Genomic DNA, 18,739 nt, shown 5'->3' with positions numbered 1-18,739 from the left:
CCGCCGCCGGGTCGCACGAAGTGCCGCCCGCGACGATCGGCGGCGACAGTTCGCGCGACGTCGGCGGACGTGAACGGCGTGTCGAGCGATCTCGCAGGACCCGATCTCGCACAACCCGATCTCGCACGACCCGATCTCGCACGACCCGGTCTCACGCAAGCCGATCTCGCACGACCCGAGGACGAAGCCCGGTCGCGCCAGCCGGAGCGCAGCTAGCGGCGGTCGCCGTCCACGTCGCCGTCGCGCTGGGCATCCGGCGAGGAGGAGGGCTCCGGCGGCGTGGCACCGGCGACCCGCTCGCCGTAGCGCGGCGGCTCCTCGGGCCGACGCTCCGGCACCGGCCGGGCCGCGGGGGCGGCAGCCGTCTCCGGGGTCTCCCCGTACCGGGGTCCGTCGTTCGTGCCGTAGCGCGGCGGGCCCGAAGGCGCACCCGTCTGCGCCCCGGGGGCCGACGTGCCGGGGTGCTGCGGGCCTCCTGGCTGCTGGTGCGGCGTGGCGTGCCCGCCGTACGGCGACTGCTGCTGCGGCGGGACCCCACCGGGGCCCGGACGCCACTGCTGCTGCTGCCGCTGCTGCTGCTGCTGCTGCTGCTGCTGCTGGGGAGCGTCGTTCCAGTGCGTGGACGGGGTCGCTCCGTGCTCGCCGAGGATCCGCTGCGCCTGCCCGGTCAGCTGCGGGTTGACGACGATCTGGTAGTTCGTGGCGAGCACCTGGTGCACGCTCGTGAAGTCGCGCTGCCGCTTCGTGATCGCGAACGAGACGATGCCGTAGAGCATGCCGAACGCGGCGCCGATGACGGCCGCGGCGAAGAACAGCCCACCTGCCTGCGGTGAGAACAGCGTGAGCACGATGCCGAAGAAGAACCCGAGCCACAGACCGGACAGCGCGCCGGCGATGGCGGCGCGGCCGTAGGTCATCTTGCCGGTGACCCGCTCGACCGTCTTCAGGTCGTTGCCGACGATCGAGAGCTGGTTGACGGGGAAGTCGGCCTCGGCCAGCTTCGCCACCACGCGCTGCGCATCGGGGTAGCTGTCGTACGTTCCCAGGACGTCGCCCTTGGGCAGCGTCGGGAACGCCTGGGCGGTCCTGCCGGCGAAGGGGCTCTGATTGCTCACACAGCCATCATTCACCGCACACCTTGCAATCGCACGTGCACTCTCAGGGAAGCAGCCGATCGGAAGCAGCCGACCGGCGCGGGCCGAGCGCGCACACCCGAGCGACTACGCTGGGTCGGGTGAGCGCCACGAAGGTCTTCGTCGCCCGCCTCGCCGGGTGCTCCGTCTTCGACCCCGCGGGCGACCGCGTCGGCAGGGTCCGGGACGTCCTGGTCGTCTACCGCCGGGCCGATCCCCCACACGTCGTCGGGCTCATCGTCGAGGTGCCCGGCAAGCGCCGGATCTTCGTGAGCATCGGCCGCATCACCTCCATCGGTGCCGGGCAGGTCATCACGACCGGCCTGGTGAACATGCGCCGCTTCGAGCAGCGCGGCGGCGAGGTCCGCGTCATCGCCGAGATGCTCGGCCGCAAGGTGCTCATCAAGAACCAGCGGATCCGCGCCACCATCGAGGACGTCGCGATCGAGGACCGCGGACAGGGCGACTGGGAGGTCGCGCAGCTCTTCCTCCGCAAGCCGAAGACCACGCCGTCGCCGTTCGGCAAGGGCCCCACGACGTTCGCGACGTGGAACGAGGTCACCGAGGACGAACTCCCCGGCGAGGCCCAGTCCGCCGAGCACGTCATCGCCGCCTACTCCGACCTGCTGCCCGCCGACCTCGCGTCGACGCTGCTCGACCTGCCCGCCGAGCGCCGGTTCGAGGTCGCCGAGGAACTGCCCGACGACCGCCTCGCCGACGTGCTCGAGGAGATGCCCGACCAGGAGCGCATCGAGATCCTCACGCGGTTGGCCGACGCCCGCGCCGCCGACGTCCTCGACCAGATGCAGCCGGACGACGCGGCCGACGTCCTCGCCCAGTTCTCCGACGAGCGGAGTGAGGCCCTCCTGCAGCTCATGGAGCCGGAGGAGGCGCAGGACGTCCGCATGCTCCTGGAGTACGAGCCGGACACCGCCGGTGGTCTGATGACCACCGAGCCGGTGATCGTCTCGGCCGACGCCACCGTGGCCGAGGGCCTGGCGCTGGTCCGCCGCCACGAGCTCGCGCCGGTGCTCGGCGCCGCCGTCTGCGTCACCCTGCCGCCGTACGAGCCCCCGACCGGTCGGTTCCTCGGGCTCGTGCACTTCCAGCGGATGCTCCGCTACCCGCCGAACGAGCGGCTGGGCACGCTCATCGACCAGCAGACCGAACCGGTCCGGGTCGACGCGAGCGCCGCCGAGGTCACCCGCATCATGGCGACCTACAACCTGCTGTCCGTCCCCGTGGTCGACGACGCCCACCGTCTCGTCGGGGTGGTGACGATCGACGATGTCCTCGACCACGTCCTGCCGGACGACTGGCGAAGTCAGGGCGAGGGGGAACCCTCACCGCTTCCACGCCAACGCCCGCGCAGGACACCCGTGACGACGGGAAGGAGGACCACCCGTGGCCCGAACGGATGACAACCGTCGCGACCGTGACCGCCAAGAGGTCCGGCTCGACTCCCCCAAGGGCATGCGCACGCGTGTGCTCCCCAGCCGCCGCCGTGGTCGCGGGGACACCTTCGGTCGCGCCACCGAGGGCATCGCCCGCGGTATGGGCACGCCGTGGTTCCTCATCGGCCTCACGCTGTTCTGCGTGGTCTGGATGGGCTACAACACCCTGGCACCGAAGCCGTGGCAGTTCGACTCGGCGGCCATCGGGTTCACGGCGCTGACGCTCGTGCTCTCGCTGCAGGCCTCGTACGCCGCTCCCCTGATCCTGCTCGCGCAGAACCGGCAGGATGACCGCGACCGCGTGCAGTTCGAGCAGGACCGCCAGCGCGCCGAGCGCAATCTGGCCGACACCGAGTACCTGGCCCGCGAGGTCGTCGCCCTGCGCCTGGCGATGCGGGACATGGCGTCGAAGGACTTCATCCGCGCCGAGCTCCGCTCCCTGCTCGAGGAGCTCGACCGCCGCGACGCCGACGAGGCCGGCTACGCGGACGAACACGACAGCTCCACCCGTGGCTGACGCCGCCCCCACCGACGAGCAGCTCGGCACGGCGGTCCTCGCTGCGCTCGGCCGTGTCATCGACCCCGAGATCCGCCGCCCCGTCACCGAGCTCGACATGATCCGAGGTGTCGACGTGCAGCCAGGAGGCGCGGTGCGCGTCGACCTGCAGCTCACGATCGTGGGATGCCCGGCCGCCGACACCATCGAGCGCGACGTCCGCGTCGCCGCCGGGTCCGTGCCGGGAGTCGCCGCAGTCGCCGTCGACGTGTCCGTGATGGACCCGGCGACGCGCTCCGCGCTCACCGAGCGGCTGCGGGCCGGCCGCCCCAAGGGTGTCCAGTTCACCGCGGACTCGCTCACCCGGGTCATCGCCGTCACGAGCGGCAAGGGCGGCGTCGGGAAGTCCACCGTCACCGTGAACCTCGCCGTCGCGCTCGCTCGGCGCGGTCTGCGCGTCGGGGTCGTCGACGTCGACGTGCACGGCTTCAGCGTCCCCGGGCTGATGGGTCTGACGGACGAGCACGGGGTCGCACCCCGTCCGACCCGCGTCGACAGCATGATCCTGCCGCCGGTGGCGCACGACGTGAAGGTCGTGTCGATCGGCATGTTCGTCGACGACGTCTCGACCGCGGTGTCGTGGCGCGGACCGATGCTGCACCGCACCGTGAACCAGTTCCTGACCGACGTGTTCTTCGGTGATCTCGACGTCCTGCTGCTCGACCTGCCCCCGGGCACCGGTGACGTCGCGATCTCGGTGGGGCAGCTGCTGCCGCACGCCGAGGTCCTGGTCGTCACGACCCCGCAGGCCGCCGCGGCCGACGTCGCCGAACGCAGCGGGATCGTCGCCCGGCAGACCGGGCAGCGCGTCATCGGCGTGATCGAGAACATGGCCGGGCTCGTGCAACCCGACGGATCGGTCCTGCACCTGTTCGGCGAGGGCGGTGGCGCCGAGACGGCCGCGCGGCTCTCCCGCGGGCAGGACGCCCCCGTCCCGGTGCTCGGCAGCGTGCCGCTGTCCGTGCCGCTGCGAGAGGGCGGCGACGCGGGCGTGCCGGTGGTGCTCAGTACCCCCGAGGACCCGTCCGCCGTGGCGCTGACGGCGATCGCCGACCGCATCACCACGATGGGACGCGGGCTCGCCGGTCGGAAGCTCGGGTTGTCGCTGTCCTAGGCTCGGGGGCATGAGCACGGATCACGTCGACGTCGACTGGGACCACGCACGCGCCACCAACCGCGCGAACTGGGACGACCGGGTGCCGATCCACGAGGGTGCCTACGCGATCGACGCCCTCGCCGACCCCGGCCACCGCTCGGACGTCGTCCGCGAGGACCTGCCGGCCCTGACGCCCTGGTTGCCGACCGGATCGCTCGCGGGCCTCGACGTCTGTCACCTGCAGTGCCACATCGGCACCGACACGGTGTCACTCGCCCGCGAGGGTGCTCGACTGACCGGCGTCGACTTCTCCCCCGCCGCCCTCGCCTCGGCCGCCGGGCTCGCATCACGCCTCGGCCTCGACGTCACCTGGGTCGAGACCGACGTGCTCGATGCCCGGGCCGCCGTCACCGGCGACTTCGACGTCGTGTACACGAGCATCGGCACGATCTGCTGGCTCCCCGACCTCGACCGTTGGGCTGCGCAGGTCGCCGGCCTGCTGCGCCCCGGCGGGGTGTTCTTCATCCGCGACGGCCACCCGGCGCTGTACGCCCTCGACGAGGACGCCGACGAGCTCGTCACCCGGTACCGGTACTTCCCGGACGGCACGGCGCAGCAGTGGGACGACGCCGGCACCTACGCCGGCGACGGCACGGTGGCGAACACCCGCACCTTCGAGTGGCCGCACCCGCTGTCCGAGATCGTGAACGCCCTGCTCGGGGCCGGGCTGCGGATCCGGCGGCTCGATGAGGGCCGGACGCTGCCGTGGCGCTTCAGCTCGCGCATGGTCGAGACCGGCACCGGGTCGTGGGCCTGGCCGGAGCACGACCGCGACCGGATCCCCACCACCTACACGATCGTCGCGACCCGCGATTGACGCGTCCCCTGGTCCGTTCGGCGCATCCTGTGCGTTCGTTCATGGACAGGGCGTTCTACCCCGGCGCATTATGCAAGGGCATTACACAATGCCCTTGCGGAATATGATGTGAGGGCTCCACCCGCCGGACGACGACGTCCGACCGAGGACAGGAGAACCGTGTGAACCAGAACACCCGTGTGCGATCGGGCCTCGTTGCCACCATCGCCGCCGTCATCATCGCAGGGGGCTCGCTCACTGCGGCGCCAGCCTTCGCCGCGACGACCTGTGCGACCGCTTGGAGCGCCGGCACCGCCTACAACGGCGGAGCCACCGTCAGCGAGAACGGCTCGAACTACACCGCGAACTGGTGGACCCAGGGCGACGAACCGGCGACCCACTCCGGTACGACCGGCAGCGGCCAGCCGTGGACGTCGACCGGCGCGTGCACCGGCGGCAGCACGGGCGGTGGGACGACACCTCCGGGCGGCGGCACGACGACCCCGGGCAACGGCAGCACCGGGACCGCGAGCGGGCTGGTCTTCAGCCCGTACAAGGACATCACCGTGAACCTCGACTGGAACACGAACGTCATGAACACCGCGGTCACCGGCACGCGGATCCCGGTCGTCGGGTCGACCAACAGCCTCGTGTCGACGCGGGAACCCGGTCTCAAGGCCATCACGCTCGCCTTCGCCACCGGTACCTGCGGCAGCGAGAACTGGGGAGGTGTGGCCGCCGACGCGTTCGCCAGCGCCAACATCGCGAAGCTCGACGCTGCCGGGGTCGACTACATCGTCAGCACCGGTGGCGCCGCAGGCTCGTTCAAGTGTTCCGGCACCGCGCTCCAGTCCTTCATCGCCCGGTACGCCTCGCCACACATGATCGGCGTCGACTTCGACATCGAGAGCGGGCAATCCGCCGCGGACGTGCAGAACCTGGTGAGCGCAGCGGCCCTGGCGCAGTCGAAGTACCCCGGCCTGCGCTTCTCGTTCACGCTCGCCACCCTGGCGGCGTCCGACGGTTCGTTCGGCGGGCTGAACAGCACCGGTGACGCCACCGTCAAGGCGATCAAGGCCTCGGCGCTCACGAACTACACGATCAACCTCATGACGATGGACTTCGGGCGTGCGACCACGGCCAACTGCGTGATCGTCGGGTCGACGTGTCAGATGGGGCAGTCCACGATCCAGGCGGTCACGAACCTGCAGCACACCTACGGGATCGCGTCCTCGAAGATCGAGGTCACGCCGATGATCGGTGTGAACGACACCCAGGACGAGGTCTTCACCCTCGCCGACGTCGACACCGTGGCCGCCTACGCGAAGTCGCACGGCCTCGCCGGCGTGCACACCTGGTCCCTCGACCGCGACACCCCGTGCCCGGCACCGCAGAGCACGGCGTCGCCGACGTGCAACTCCGTGACGGGGTCGGCGCCGCTCGCGTGGACCGACCGGTTCCTGGCGGCGCTGCGGTAGGCGCGCACCGGACGGACGGGAGGCCCGGTGCCAGCTGGCACCGGGCCTCCCGTCCGTCGCGTGGGGACGTGACGGGCGTCAGGTCGCCTCGGCGTCGAAGGGTGCCGGTTCACCGGCGGCCAGGGGCACGACGGGAGCCGTCGCGCGCACCTTGGAGGCCGTCACCTGCGCGGTCTGGACGGCTGCGGCACTCGTGCCGGAGTCGAGCAGTGCGTCTCGGATGATGCGACGCGGGTCGTACTGGCGCGGGTCGAGCTTCTGCCACTCGATGTCGTCGAACTCGGGGCCCATCTCGTCGCGCATCCGCTCCTTCGCGGTGTCGGCGAACCGACGCACGGCCTTGACGAACTCGGCCAGCTTCTGGGCGTACATCGGCAGGCGCTGCGGGCCGAGCAAGAGGACGCCGATGACCCCGATGATCAGGATCTTGTCGAGCGGGATGTCCACGCGAGCGAGCCTAACGCGTGCTGCTGCGTTGCACCTCTAGAGTTGTCTCCCGAACGGAGTGTGCGTGTCAGAGAAAGAGTCGAACTGGAAGTTCGCCGAGGACATCGTCTCGGAGACCGAGGCGATCGCCCGTGCTCGTGAGCACTCCCTGGAACTCGGGGTCGAACCGATCTCGCCCGCGATCGGTGCGCAGATCGGGGTCATCGCCGCAGCCTCGCGAGCCACGAGCATCATCGAGATCGGCACCGGCCTCGGGGTCTCCGGCCTGTACCTGCTCGCCGGCGCCCCGGACGCGACCCTGACCACGATCGACGTCGAGGTCGACCACCAGCAGTTCGCCCGCGACGCCTACATCAGCGCCGGTACCGCTCCCGCACGGATCCGGCTCATCCCCGGTCGGGCGAACCAGGTGCTCCCCCGCATGAACGAGGCGTCGTACGACGTCGTGCTCGTCGACGCCGACCCGGAGCACGTCATCGAGTACGTCGAGCACGGGCTGCGCCTCGCCCGCCTGGGCGGCACCGTCCTGGTGCCGCACGCCCTGTGGCGCGGGCGCGTGGCCGACCCGGTGAAGCGTGACCGCGCCACCACGGACTTCCGGCTGCTCCTGACCGAGGTGTCGACCTCGGGTGCGGTGCGGAGCGCGCTGTCGCCCGCCGGTGACGGGCTGCTGCAGTTGACGAAGGTCACCAACTAGCCCTCGACCCGCCGACGCTCGCGCAGGTCAGTCGAGGTGCCGCAGGTACCGCCCGGGCGACTCGAGGAACGCACGCTCGTTCCGCACCAGGTCGAGGTCGCGCCATCCGGTGCGCCGCAGACCCCACTCGCCGACCTCGTGGATCTCGGCCCCGGGGAACGCGGCGAGCACGGGTGAGTGGGTCGAGAGCACGACCTGGCCGACACCCGTCTCGACGATGGACTGCAGGAGCCCGATCAGAGCCAGGCACCCCGAGAACGACAGCGCTGACTCCGGCTCGTCGAGGATCCAGAGCCCGGGCCACTGCGACCGGTGGATGACGAAGTCGAGGAACGACTCACCGTGGCTCCGTTCGTGGAACAGCGGCTCGGCTCCCCCGGGGTGCTGTTCGAGGTAGGTGAAGACCCCGTGCATCGTCTCCGACCGCAGGAAGAAGCCGGACCGCACCGCGCCGGGCTCCCGGTGCAGGGCGATGTGCTCCCAGAGCTGCGATTCGCTCGGGCGGGTGCTGTGCCCGGACTTCGTCGAACCGCCCTCGGGCCCCATGCCGAAGGCGAGCGCCATCGCCTCGACCAGGGTGGACTTGCCGGCACCGTTCTCACCGACCAGCACCGTCACCGGAGCGAGGTCGAGCCCGTCGTCGAGGAGTTGCCGGACGGGCGCAAGGGTCGCGGGCCAGACATCGCGCGGCATCGGGTCGGGCGCGTACTCCTCGACGCGGCGGATCGGCAGTCTCGTCCTCGGCACGGCCCCATCCTGCCGGAGCCGACCGACAGCGCCGGGGATGCTCCCGCCGCGGGATCGTCGGCGGACAGACGGAAGGCCCGGAGCGTACACGCTCCGGGCCTTCCGTTCTGGTGCTTCGACGTACTAGGCCGAGACGACCTCAGCGAGTGCGTCGTGGAGTTCCTTGGCCTCGGCATCGTTGACCGAGACGACCAGGCGGCCTCCACCTTCGAGCGGAACCCGCACGATGATGAGTCGACCCTCCTTAACAGCCTCCATCGGCCCGTCACCGGTCCTCGGCTTCATGGCTGCCATCAGATGTCCCCTTTCGTGCAGTAAATGCAGCCCCATTATCCCGTATGGAGGGGGCAACTGCGAAACCGCCCAGGTTGGGGGTGTCGGATGTGCCGTTCGGATGCTCCGCAGAACGCGGATCCACGGGCCTCAGGCACCCCGCATCGATCACGGCGGGGTCCAGTCGTAGCCGTCGATCCACCACGTGGAGTACAGCCAGACCCACTGCAGCCCGATGAACGCGACGACGACGGCCACGCGGTACACCCGCGACCGCGGCAGCGCGACGATGCCGAGCAGCGGTGCGATCGGCACGAGGATGCGCCAGGTGCTCGACTGCGGGAAGAACACCGCGAGCAGGTACACCAGGTACGCCACGCCCCAGAGTCGGAGCTCGATGCCGATCCGACGTGCGGCCGTCATGCCCACGAACGCCGCGAACCCGACGAGCACGACGACGAGCAGCACCGTGCCCGCCGGCTGTCCGAACCACCACCCGAACCCCTGCACCCACGGCGCGAACGGCACGAGTTCCTTCCAGCCGATGTACGACGACCGCCAGGCGAGCTCGGTGTCCGTGTAGGCCTTCGGCACGCCGGTGACCGCCCATGCGATGGCCGGCCAGGCCAGACCGACCAGACCCGACACCGTGGCGACCACCGCAGGCGGTACCAGCCGGCGGAGGGTCAGCGGTTCCGACGAGCGCACCCAGGCCGGGCGGATCCCCCACGCGGCCACGAAGAGCACCACCAGGAACGCGAAGGCGAGTCCCGTCGGTCGGGTCATGCCGAGCAGGAGCACGACGGGCAGCATCGCCCACCACCGTCGATCCACCATGAGCAGCAGCGCGACGAGCAGCAGGAACAGACCCATCGACTCCGCGTAGGCCACCTGGAACATCGCCGACACCGGTGCGACGCAGAACAGCACCGTGGCGAACGTCGCCCGTCCTGGGTCGAGGAACCGTCCCATGAGCCGGCGGAACACCAGCGCGGCCCCGAGTCCGGCGAGCAACGACACCGAGACCGCGACGGACTCGAACGACGCTCCGGTGAGCAGCGTGAGCGCGCGCACCAGGAACGGGTACGCGGGCATGAACGCCCACGCGTTCTCGGTCACGTGCCCTGCGGCGTCGACGGGCAGGGTCGACGGGTACCCGCCCGTGGCGATCACGCGGTACCAGGCGCCGTCCCAGATCGACGCGAACGACAGGTAGCCCGGGCTCTGCACGGTGAACGAGTTCGCCGCCTGCACGCGGGCGAAGGCGAGCATCATGGCGCCCGTGACGAGCCGCGCCAGCACGTAGACGACCGTGATGCGCACCCACCACGGGACGACCCGGTACCGGGCCCGCCAGCGGTTCCGAGCAGGGGTCTTCCGGGCGACCCCCGCCGTCGTCAGGCCGTCAGCCACCGACGCAGCCCGGCCTCGACCGCGGTGATCTGCGCGACCGGGACCTGCTCGTCGTCGTGGTGGGCGAAGACCGGCTCGCCGGGGCCGTAGTTGACCGCGGGGACCCCGAGCGCCGAGAAGCGTGCGACGTCGGTCCAGCCGTACTTCGGACGGGGCTCCGGTCCACCGACGGCCGCAACGAAGTCCTGCGCGAGCGGGGCGTCGAGCCCGGGGCGGGCACCGGCGGCGAGGTCGACGATCGTGACCTCGTACCCGTCGAACAGCTCGCGGATGTGGGCGACGGCCTCGTCGGCCGAGCGGGAGGGGGCGAACCGGTAGTTCACGTGCACCATCGCCTCGTCCGGGATGATGTTGCCCGCGATGCCGCCGCTGATGCCGACCGCGTTCAGGCCCTCGCGGTACTCGAGCCCGTCGACCGTGACGGTCCGCGGCTCGTACGCGGCCAGGGTGGCCAGGATCGGGGCGGTCTTGTGGATGGCGTTGTCGCCGATCCAGCTCCGGGCGCTGTGCGACCGCTTGCCGAACGTGCGGATCTCGGCGCGGAGGTTGCCGTTGCACCCACCCTCGATCTGCGCCCCGGACGGCTCACCCAGGATCGCGAAGTCAGCGGCGAGGAGTTCGGGTCGCGTCCGGGCCAGGCGGCCGAGGCCGTTCAGGGCGTCGCTGACCTCTTCGTGGTCGTACCAGACCCACGTGACGTCGACCGACGGGTCGACCAGGTCGTACGCGAGCTTGAGCTGCACCGCGCAGCCGGCCTTCATGTCGACGGTGCCGCGGCCCCAGAGGATCTCGGTGCCGTCCTCGGTGGTCCGGAACTCGGTCGGCAGGTTGTCGTTGAGCGGCACCGTGTCGATGTGACCGGCGATGACGACCCGGCGGTCGCGGCCCAGGTTCGTCCGCGCCACGATCGCGTCGCCGTCGCGGATCACCTCGAGGTGCGGCAGCGGTGCGAGCACGGCCTCGATCGCGTCGGCGAGGGCCTGCTCGTTGCCGGACACCGACTCGATGTCGCAGATGGCACGGGTGATGTCGATGGACGAGGCGGTGAGGTCGAGGTGCTCCGGCATGCGGGCAGCCTACCGGCCGCCCCTCGCACCGCCCCGGCAGTCCGGACGGTCGGCGACCCCACCCGCCCCGGCAGTCCGGCCGGACGGTGCCCGCCGACGGCCGCTCGGTACCCTGGAGCCGTGACCGACACGACTGCCACCGACCGCCCGACCCACGCCTGGGGCCACGGCCTCGCGACGATCGCCGCCGACGGCACGACGCTCGACACCTGGTACCCGGAGACGCACCTCGGCGCCCTGCCCGCCGACGCCGTGTTCCCCGCCGAGCTGCAGGCGCACGTCGGTGACAACCCCCGCCGCGAGGTCCGGATCGAGGCCGTCACCACCGAGATCACGATCGACGCCGGCCCGACGAGCACCCCGGACGCCTACCTCCGCCTGCACCTGCTGAGCCACCTGCACGTCCGTCCGAACGAGGTCTCCCTCGACGGCGTCTTCGGCCACCTGCCGATCGTCGCGTGGACGAACGCCGGCCCGGTGCACCCCGAGTCACTGACGCGCCTGCGCCTGTCCCTGCAGCGCGCCGGCATCGCCGTGCACGCCGTCGACAAGTTCCCGCGCCTGCTCGACTACGTCGTGCCGGACCGCGTCCGCATCGGCGACGCCAACCGCGTCCGCCTCGGCGCTCACCTGGCGCCGGGCACGACGGTCATGCACGAGGGCTTCGTCAACTTCAACGCCGGCACCCTCGGCGACGCCATGATCGAGGGCCGCGTCTCGCAGGGCGTCGTCGTCGGCAACGGCACCGACATCGGCGGTGGCGCCTCGATCATGGGCACGCTGTCCGGCGGCGGCACGCACCGTGTCTCGCTCGGCGAGCGCGCGCTGCTCGGCGCGAACGCGGGCCTCGGCATCTCGCTCGGCGACGACTCCGTCATCGAGGCCGGGCTCTACGTCACGGCGGGCACGAAGGTGGTCCTGGTCGGCGCGGCCACGAACCCCGACGGCACCCCGAAGACCGTCAAGGCCGCCGAGCTCTCCGGCACCCCGAACATCCTGTTCCGCCGCAACAGCATCAGCGGCGCCGTCGAGGCGCTGCAACGCACGGGCGAGGGCATCCAGCTGAACACCGCGCTGCACGCGTAGCGCTCGGCGAGCGGTCACGACGCGCCGCCTGCGCGCGCCGAGGGCGCACGAACCGTCGCTCCGGCACTCGCCGGACGACAGTTCGCGACCACTCGGCGGAAGTGAGCGGCACGTCCTGCCTCCTCACGAAGACCGACGCACGCACGCCAGGCCCGGAGCCGGTCCACGAGACCGGCACCGGGCCTCCCGGCCGTCGCGTCCAGAGCCCGCCCTGCCCCGCGAGTGGTCACAACACGCCGTCCGCGTGCGCCGAGGGCGCGCGAACCGTCGTTTCGACACCCGCCGGACGACAGTTCGCGACCACTCGGCGGAGGTGAGCGGCGCGTCCCTGCCGGACGGCGGCACTCTGCGCACACGCACGAACGCCCCGCGCCACGGAACCGTGGGGCGGGGCGTTCGGAGTCGGTCAGCGCTCGGGGACGTCGCGCTCGGGCGCCCCCACGTAGAGCTGCTGCGGGCGCCCGATCTTGTTGAGCGGGTCGTTGTTCAACTCGCGCCACTGGGCGATCCACCCCGGCAGACGCCCGATGGCGAACAGGACGGTGAACATCCGCGGCGGGAAGCCCATCGCCTTGTAGATGATGCCGGTGTAGAAGTCGACGTTCGGGTAGAGCTTGCGGCTGACGAAGTACTCGTCCTCGAGCGCGATCTGCTCGAGTTCCATCGCGATGTCGAGCAGGTCGTCCTGCACGCCGAGGGACTCGAGGACCTCGTGCGCGGACTCCTTGACGAGCTTCGCGCGCGGGTCGTAGTTCTTGTACACGCGGTGCCCGAAGCCCATGAGCTTGACGCCCTGCTCCTTGTTCTTCACCCGCTCGACGAAACGCGTGACGGGCTCACCCGAGTCCTTGATCTGCTGGAGCATCTCGAGCACGGCCTCGTTCGCACCGCCGTGCAGCGGGCCGTACAGGGCGTTGATGCCGGCCGAGATCGAGGCGAACATGTTCGCCTTCGTCGAGCCGACCATGCGCACCGTCGAGGTCGAGGCGTTCTGCTCGTGGTCCTCGTGGAGGATGAGGAGCCGCTCGAGCGCCTTCGAGAGCACCGGGTTGGGCTTGTAGGTCTCGGCCATGGTGCCGAAGTTCAGCCGGAGGAAGTTGTCGACGAACGACAGCGAGTTGTCCGGGTACAGGAACGCCTGCCCGATGGCCTTCTTGTGGGCGTACGCGGCGATGACCGGGAGCTTGGCGAGGAGCCGGACGGTCTGCAGCTCGACCTTCTCGGGGTCGTCGACGTCCATGTCGTCCTCATAGTACGTGGACAGGGCGCTCACGGCGCTCGACAGCACGGACATCGGGTGCGCCGAGTGCGGCAGGGCGTCGAACAGGCGGCGGAGGTCTTCGTGCAGCAGGGTGTGCCGACGGATGCGGGCGTCGAACTGCTCGAGCTCGGCGGGGGTCGGCAGCTCGCCGTAGATCAGGAGCCACGCGACCTCGAGGAAGGTGCAGTTCGCGGCGATCTGGTCGATCGGGTACCCGCGGTAGCGCAGGATCCCCTGGTCGCCGTCGATGTAGGTGATCGCGCTCTTCGTCGCACCGGTGTTCACGAACCCGTAGTCGAGCGTGTTCATCCCGGTCTGCTTCTTGAAGGTCGAGATGTCGATCGCGGACGCGCCGTCGACGCTCTGCAGGATCGGGAACTCCGCCGTGCCACCCGGGAACGTCAGCGTCGCGGTCGCGCCCTGCTGTTCGGCGGCGGGACTCACGGGGACGGGCGTGGTGGGCGGTGTGGCCGTCTTCTGAGCGTCATTGGCAGTGTCAGTCACGAGGACAGCCTAATCGCGGCACCTGTCGGTCGTGCACACATCCCAGGTGACGATCTGGTGGTTCCCACGGATTGCGGGCGCCACCGGAACCACTCGTGTCCGTGCTACGCGGTGCCGAGGCGACGGCTGCTCGCCAGTCGCTGTGCCGCCGCGGCGATGCGTTCGTCGGTCGCTGTGAGGGCCACGCGGACGTGTTCGCCCCCCGCTGCACCGTAGAACGTGCCCGGTGCGACGAGGATCCCGCGGTCGGCGAGCCAGGCCACGGTGTCGACTGCGGGCTCGCCGCGGGTGGCCCAGAGGTAGAGCCCGGCCTCGCTGTGGTCGATCCGGAACCCGGCACCCTCGAGTGCTCGCCGGAGCATGTTCCGTCGCGCTCGGTAGCGGGCCTTCTGCTGCTGCACGTGGGTCTCGTCCTGGAGCGCGACGACCATGGCCTGCTGCACGGGCAGCGGCGGCATGAGCCCGGCGTGCTTCCGGACGGCCAGGACGTCGGCCAGGATCGCGGCGTCACCGGCGACGAAGGCCGCACGGTACCCGGCGAGGTTCGACTGCTTCGACAGCGAGTACACGCTCAGCACGCCGTCGAGCGAGTCGCCGACGACCCGGGGGTCCAGGATCGTGGGGGTCGGGGTGGTGGCGTACTCCGGGTCCCACCCGAGCTCGGCGTAGCACTCGTCGCCGACGATGACGGCTCCGAGCTCGCGGGCGCGCACCACGGCGGCACGGAGCTCGTCGATCGTCAGCACACGGCCGTCCGGGTTGCCCGGGGAGTTCAGCCACACGAGCTTGGTGGTGGACGGCCACGCGGCGGGATCGTCCGACGCGAGGGCCTCCGCACGGACCAGTGCGGCACCGAGCTCGTACGTCGGGTACGCGGCGGCCGGGAACACCACGGTGTCACCGGGGCCGATGCCCAGCCAGAGCGCCAGGCCCGCGATGAACTCCTTCGAGCCGATCGTCGGCAGCGCGTTCGCCTCGGTCAGGGCCACGCTGTGCCGGCGGCCGTACCAGTCCGCGATGGCCTGCCGCAGCGCCGGGGTGCCGGCGACCTGCGGGTAGGCGTGCGCGTCGGTCGCGGTGGCCAGTGCGGTGCGGACGACCTCGGGCGTGGGGTCGACGGGCGATCCCACGCTGAGGTCGACGATGCCGCCCTCGTACGCCGCGGCACGCTGCTTGAACGGGACGAGCTGGTCCCAGGGGAAGTCGGGGAGGTCGAGCGCCACGAGGGGTCCGGTCAGCCGCGGACGGGCTCGGCCGCGACGACGGGGTGGTCCTTGTGGATCACGCCGACCTTCGCGGCGCCGCCGGGCGACCCGACCTCGTCGAAGAACTCGACGTTGGCCTTGTAGTAGTCGGCCCACTGGTCGGGCAGGTCGTCCTCGTAGTAGATGGCCTCGACGGGGCAGACCGGCTCACACGCACCGCAGTCGACGCACTCGTCCGGGTGGATGTAGAGCGAGCGGTCACCCTCGTAGATGCAGTCGACCGGGCATTCGTCGATGCAGGCGCGGTCCTTGACGTCGACACAGGGCTGGGCGATCACGTAGGTCACGGTTCGGGTGCTCCCTTCGACGAGCGGGTTCGAGTCTACTCGCGGCCCGGGGCCGTCCGGGACCGCAGCCCCGACAGGTCCGGCCACGCGAGGACCAGGGCGGCGATCACCGCGGGGGCGAAGGTCCACACGTACCCGGCCGCGTTGGCGAGGACGAGCGGCGAGCTCTCCCCGCCGACCGACACGAGCACCTGCGTCGCGACGAGGATCCCGATGCCGATCGCGGCGACCATCGTCCGCGAGCGGTAGACGAGCCGCACGCCCACGGTCAGGCCGAGCACGATGAGGGTGGTGACGACGAGCCCGACCGGGATCGCGCCGAGCGTCTGCTGGTGCGTGACCGTCCCGAGCCCGCCGGCGAGCAGCCCGAGCAGCAGCGAGACGACGACCGCCGCGGCCTTGCCCTGGCCGGACATCTCGGCGTAGGTCTGCGGGGCCGCTGGCTGCGGGGCCGCGTCGTGCCGGAACGCCTCGACCGCCGGGGCGTGCTGCTTGACGCCGTGCGGCATCACCCACGACAGGGCCGCGGGGTCGGCGGGGTCCACGGGGTCGACGGCGACCTGGGAGCGGTACTGCTCGACGGCCGCACGCACCTTGGCCCGGACCGGCATGACGTCCACCGTGACGTCGGCCTGGCCGCTGGCGGGGTCGACGATCATCGAGAAGGGGACCTCCTCGGCACGGGCCGCGTACTGCGCCGCGTGGTGCATCCGCACGTGGTCGGGGTGCCCGTAGCCGCCGTCATCGGCGTAGCTGATCACCGCGTCGGCACCGGTGGAGCGGATCGCCGCGCGGACGTCGTCGACGACCTCGCCCAGGTCGGCCGCGGTCAGCGAGTCGGCCGGGGCGTCGTCCGCGGCGGTGGCCCGACCGTCCGGGCCCCACTGCATGCCGGAGTCGACGTAGCGGCGCTCCGGCAGGTCGGTCGGCCGGGCCCCGGGCCCGCCGAGCCACAGGTGCTGCGGACCGCCGAGGGCGGCGAGGGCCGCGGCGATCTCGGTCTCCCGGTGCCGTGCCACCCGCGCGGGGTCCCCAGCCAGCGGGGCCAACTGCTCCGTGAGCATCTCACCGCGCTCGCCCCGGGTCGCGGTGAGCACGGTCACCTCGGCGCCGCGCTCGAGCAGGGTCGCGATGGTCCCGCCCGACGAGAGCGTCTCGTCGTCGGGGTGGGCGTGCACGATCAGGACGCGCTCGGGGCGTGTGACGGGGGCCTTCGACATCGTCCCCAAGGGTACGGGACTAGCGGGGCGTGACGATGTAGGTCGCCGTGACGCCGCCGCTGTTCTTGGCCTCCGAGAAGGTCAGGACGACGCGGTAGGCGTCGCTCCGGAACATGCCGAACGCGCTCGACGAGTCGGCACGCTTGGCCGACTCGGTGTACCCGGCCTCGGTGAGCTGCTGCACGGCGGTCTGGAAGTCGTCGACCGAGGCCGCCCGGACCTGCGCGACCCACCCGGAGCCGTTCGGTCCGGCTCCCCCGCCGAGCACGGTGCCGTCGACGAGCGGGACGTCGGCCGACGGGAACCCGTCGGGCACCTTGCCGTCGGACGTCACGTCGGCGCCCTTGAGCGCCGTGTCGAGCGCGCCGTCGATGCCGCCGGCGACCGAGGACATGCCGTCCTGGATCGCCTTGCCGTCGATGCCGGCGACCCCGTCGGCCACGTTCGACGCGACGGAGGATCCGAGGTCGGTGGCCTGCTGCACCGCCTGGGTCGAGCAGCCGGTGAGCCCGGCCAGGGCGATGCCGGCAGCGACGGCGGCGATCAGCGGGGTACGGAGGGAACGCATGGCGCGACCGTAACGGACGAGCCGGGAGGCCCGGCGCGAGTTGGCTGTGAACGTGCCGTCCCCGGGGCGGTCACGTGCGCGGCGGGGCCGCCCCGGGCCTCCTTCCCGACGGACGTGTCAGGCGACGTAGGCGCGCGTCGCCGCGACCAGGGCGTCGACGCCGACCGGGATCGCGGTCTCGGCCTGCGGCGCGTAGAACGGCGAGTGGTTGCTCGGGATCTCCTCGCCGCGGCGGAAGCGCTCCGGGTCGGTGATGCCCGTGAACCAGTACACGAGCGGCGCTCCGGCGGCGGTGGCGAGCTGACCGACGTCCTCCGACGCCATGGCGAGCCCGATCTCCAGGTCGCGGGCTCCCGGCACCTCGGCGCGGATCGCCTCGAGCACGGTGGCGGCGGCCGCGGCGTCGTTCACGGTGACCTCGGCGCCCGGTGCACGCACGATCGTCGGCTCGGACAGGCCACCGGCCGTGCTCTCGGCCCGGACGATGCGCTCGATCGAGGCGATGATGCGCTGGCGGGTCTCCTCGTTGCGGGCGCGGGTCGAGATCTCGATGACGGCCTCGTCGGGGATGATGTTCGCCCGCGTGCCGGCGTGGAAGCTGCCGACGGTGACGACCCCCGCGTCGCTCGGCGAGACCTCGCGGGCGACGACGGTCTGCAGCCGCACGACGGCCGAGGCCGCGGTGACGACCGGGTCGAGCGAGGCCTGCGGCGCCGAACCGTGCGCCCCTCGGCCGTTGAAGGTCACCGTCAGCCGGTCGCTCGACGCCATCACGGGGCCGGTGCCGACCGCGACGATGCCGACCGGTGCGGGTGCGGAGTGCTGCCCGAGCACGACGTCCGGCTTCGGGAACCGCTCGACCAGGCCGTCCTCGACCATCGCGCGGGCGCCGGAGATGACCTCTTCTGCAGGCTGGAAGACGGCGACGACCGTGCCGCGCCAGTCCCCCGTGGTCGCGACCAGGCGCTCGAGCGTGCCGAGCAGCCACGTGACGTGGATGTCGTGGCCGCAGGCGTGCATGGTGGGGACCTCGCGGCCCTCGTCGTCGGTGCCGACGTGCTCGCTGGCGTAGGACAGGCCGGTGCGTTCCTGCACGGGCAGGCCGTCCATGTCGGCGCGGAGCCAGACCACGGGGCCCTCGCCGTTCGACACGACACCGACGACGCCGGTGCCGCCGACGCCCGTCGTCACCTCGATCCCACCGATCTCGGCGAGCTTCGCAGCGATGACACCGGCGGTGCGGTGCTCCTGGAAGCCGAGCTCCGGGTGGGCGTGCAGGTCCTGGTAGATCGAGAGCAGGTCGAGAGTCACGCTGACCACGGTACAACCGC

The 18,739-nt window shown here is 71.4% G+C and carries 19 protein-coding genes; 7 read left to right on the top strand and 12 right to left on the bottom strand.

Annotation, left to right across the window (positions count from 1 at the left end):
• Positions 1-212: 212 nt before the first annotated feature.
• Entirely contained in the window at positions 213-1,115 is a 903-nt protein-coding gene (locus Q9R26_RS09855; RefSeq protein WP_311227175.1) for a general stress protein, read from the bottom strand.
• A gap of 119 nt (positions 1,116-1,234) precedes the next feature.
• Between Q9R26_RS09855 and Q9R26_RS09850 the strand changes: the two genes are divergently transcribed.
• The 5 genes from Q9R26_RS09850 (at position 1,235) to Q9R26_RS09830 (ending at position 6,573) form a co-directional block, all read left to right on the top strand.
• Entirely contained in the window at positions 1,235-2,554 is a 1,320-nt protein-coding gene (locus tag Q9R26_RS09850) for a magnesium transporter MgtE N-terminal domain-containing protein (RefSeq protein WP_182065240.1), read from the top strand.
• A gap of 52 nt (positions 2,555-2,606) precedes the next feature.
• The gene (locus Q9R26_RS09845) at positions 2,607-3,104 is read left to right on the top strand and encodes a DUF1003 domain-containing protein (protein ID WP_042539423.1); all 498 of its coding nucleotides are present in this window, start codon (positions 2,607-2,609) and stop codon (positions 3,102-3,104) included.
• On the top strand, positions 3,097-4,257 hold the full coding sequence (locus tag Q9R26_RS09840) for a P-loop NTPase (RefSeq protein WP_209133571.1): 1,161 nt from the start codon (positions 3,097-3,099) through the stop codon (positions 4,255-4,257). Before Q9R26_RS09845 ends, Q9R26_RS09840 begins: the two co-directional genes overlap by 8 nt.
• A 10-nt stretch (positions 4,258-4,267) precedes the next feature.
• A complete protein-coding gene (locus Q9R26_RS09835) occupies positions 4,268-5,116 on the top strand; it encodes a bifunctional 2-polyprenyl-6-hydroxyphenol methylase/3-demethylubiquinol 3-O-methyltransferase UbiG (protein WP_262137194.1) in 849 nt (282 codons plus the stop codon).
• A 161-nt stretch (positions 5,117-5,277) separates the two neighbouring features.
• The gene (locus tag Q9R26_RS09830) at positions 5,278-6,573 is read left to right on the top strand and encodes a carbohydrate-binding protein (protein WP_209133574.1); all 1,296 of its coding nucleotides are present in this window, start codon (positions 5,278-5,280) and stop codon (positions 6,571-6,573) included.
• A 78-nt stretch (positions 6,574-6,651) separates the two neighbouring features.
• Here the strand turns inward: Q9R26_RS09830 and Q9R26_RS09825 are convergent, their stop codons facing one another.
• Positions 6,652-7,020, bottom strand: a complete 369-nt coding sequence (locus tag Q9R26_RS09825; RefSeq protein WP_027464570.1) for a twin-arginine translocase TatA/TatE family subunit — start codon at positions 7,018-7,020, stop codon at positions 6,652-6,654.
• A gap of 64 nt (positions 7,021-7,084) precedes the next feature.
• On the opposite strand from Q9R26_RS09825, the gene Q9R26_RS09820 reads away from it, so the two are divergent.
• Positions 7,085-7,717 (top strand): class I SAM-dependent methyltransferase, encoded by a 633-nt coding sequence (locus tag Q9R26_RS09820; RefSeq protein ID WP_311227174.1) that lies wholly within the window; start codon positions 7,085-7,087, stop codon positions 7,715-7,717.
• A gap of 27 nt (positions 7,718-7,744) precedes the next feature.
• Here Q9R26_RS09820 and Q9R26_RS09815 read toward each other — a convergent pair whose 3' ends face one another.
• The 4 genes from Q9R26_RS09815 to dapE all read right to left on the bottom strand — a co-directional run bounded on the left by Q9R26_RS09815 (position 7,745) and on the right by dapE (position 11,217).
• Entirely contained in the window at positions 7,745-8,464 is a 720-nt protein-coding gene (locus Q9R26_RS09815; protein WP_311227173.1) for an AAA family ATPase, read from the bottom strand.
• Positions 8,465-8,587: 123 nt separating this feature from the next.
• On the bottom strand, positions 8,588-8,758 hold the full coding sequence (locus Q9R26_RS09810; RefSeq protein WP_017887054.1) for a DUF3117 domain-containing protein: 171 nt from the start codon (positions 8,756-8,758) through the stop codon (positions 8,588-8,590).
• 147 nt (positions 8,759-8,905) lie between these two features.
• Complete coding sequence (locus Q9R26_RS09805) at positions 8,906-10,150, bottom strand: hypothetical protein (protein ID WP_311227172.1); 1,245 nt, start codon at positions 10,148-10,150, stop codon at positions 8,906-8,908.
• The gene (dapE, locus tag Q9R26_RS09800) at positions 10,135-11,217 is read right to left on the bottom strand and encodes a succinyl-diaminopimelate desuccinylase (protein ID WP_182065235.1); all 1,083 of its coding nucleotides are present in this window, start codon (positions 11,215-11,217) and stop codon (positions 10,135-10,137) included. The genes Q9R26_RS09805 and dapE overlap by 16 nt, the downstream gene beginning before the upstream one ends.
• Positions 11,218-11,337: 120 nt before the next feature.
• On the opposite strand from dapE, the gene dapD reads away from it, so the two are divergent.
• A complete protein-coding gene (gene dapD / locus Q9R26_RS09795) occupies positions 11,338-12,303 on the top strand; it encodes a 2,3,4,5-tetrahydropyridine-2,6-dicarboxylate N-succinyltransferase (RefSeq protein WP_311227171.1) in 966 nt (321 codons plus the stop codon).
• A 406-nt stretch (positions 12,304-12,709) separates the two neighbouring features.
• Here dapD and Q9R26_RS09790 read toward each other — a convergent pair whose 3' ends face one another.
• From Q9R26_RS09790 to Q9R26_RS09765, 6 genes are all read right to left on the bottom strand, one after another.
• Positions 12,710-14,008: a citrate synthase gene (locus Q9R26_RS09790; protein WP_111046314.1), complete on the bottom strand. Its 1,299-nt coding sequence runs from the start codon at positions 14,006-14,008 to the stop codon at positions 12,710-12,712.
• A 164-nt stretch (positions 14,009-14,172) separates the two neighbouring features.
• A complete protein-coding gene (dapC, locus tag Q9R26_RS09785) occupies positions 14,173-15,291 on the bottom strand; it encodes a succinyldiaminopimelate transaminase (RefSeq protein WP_311227170.1) in 1,119 nt (372 codons plus the stop codon).
• Positions 15,292-15,302: 11 nt separating this feature from the next.
• Complete coding sequence (fdxA, locus tag Q9R26_RS09780; protein WP_017887060.1) at positions 15,303-15,620, bottom strand: ferredoxin; 318 nt, start codon at positions 15,618-15,620, stop codon at positions 15,303-15,305.
• Positions 15,621-15,655: 35 nt separating this feature from the next.
• A complete protein-coding gene (locus Q9R26_RS09775) occupies positions 15,656-16,840 on the bottom strand; it encodes a PIG-L family deacetylase (RefSeq protein ID WP_311227169.1) in 1,185 nt (394 codons plus the stop codon).
• Between the two features lie 19 nt (positions 16,841-16,859).
• Positions 16,860-17,408 carry a hypothetical protein gene (locus Q9R26_RS09770; RefSeq protein ID WP_311227168.1) on the bottom strand — a complete coding sequence of 183 codons (549 nt, stop codon included), beginning with the start codon at positions 17,406-17,408 and terminating at the stop codon, positions 16,860-16,862.
• Positions 17,409-17,525: 117 nt separating this feature from the next.
• The gene (locus tag Q9R26_RS09765; RefSeq protein ID WP_311227167.1) at positions 17,526-18,719 is read right to left on the bottom strand and encodes an amidohydrolase; all 1,194 of its coding nucleotides are present in this window, start codon (positions 18,717-18,719) and stop codon (positions 17,526-17,528) included.
• Positions 18,720-18,739 lie beyond the last annotated feature (20 nt).

Origin of the sequence: Curtobacterium sp. BRB10 (assembly GCF_031844325.1) — a bacterium.
Lineage (GTDB): Bacteria > Actinomycetota > Actinomycetes > Actinomycetales > Microbacteriaceae > Curtobacterium > Curtobacterium poinsettiae_A.
Note: the sequence above shows the minus strand (reverse complement) of the source record. Positions and strands in the feature narration are given on the sequence as shown.

Coding starts and splice junctions, on each gene's coding strand:
- Q9R26_RS09835 (WP_262137194.1), top strand. CDS start 4,268: ATGAGCACGGATCACGTCGACGTCGACTGGGACCACGCACGCGCCACC.
- Q9R26_RS09810 (WP_017887054.1), bottom strand. CDS start 8,758: ATGGCAGCCATGAAGCCGAGGACCGGTGACGGGCCGATGGAGGCTGTT.
- Q9R26_RS09845 (WP_042539423.1), top strand. CDS start 2,607: ATGCGCACGCGTGTGCTCCCCAGCCGCCGCCGTGGTCGCGGGGACACC.
- dapE (WP_182065235.1), bottom strand. CDS start 11,217: ATGCCGGAGCACCTCGACCTCACCGCCTCGTCCATCGACATCACCCGT.
- Q9R26_RS09770 (WP_311227168.1), bottom strand. CDS start 17,408: ATGCGTTCCCTCCGTACCCCGCTGATCGCCGCCGTCGCTGCCGGCATC.
- Q9R26_RS09775 (WP_311227169.1), bottom strand. CDS start 16,840: ATGTCGAAGGCCCCCGTCACACGCCCCGAGCGCGTCCTGATCGTGCAC.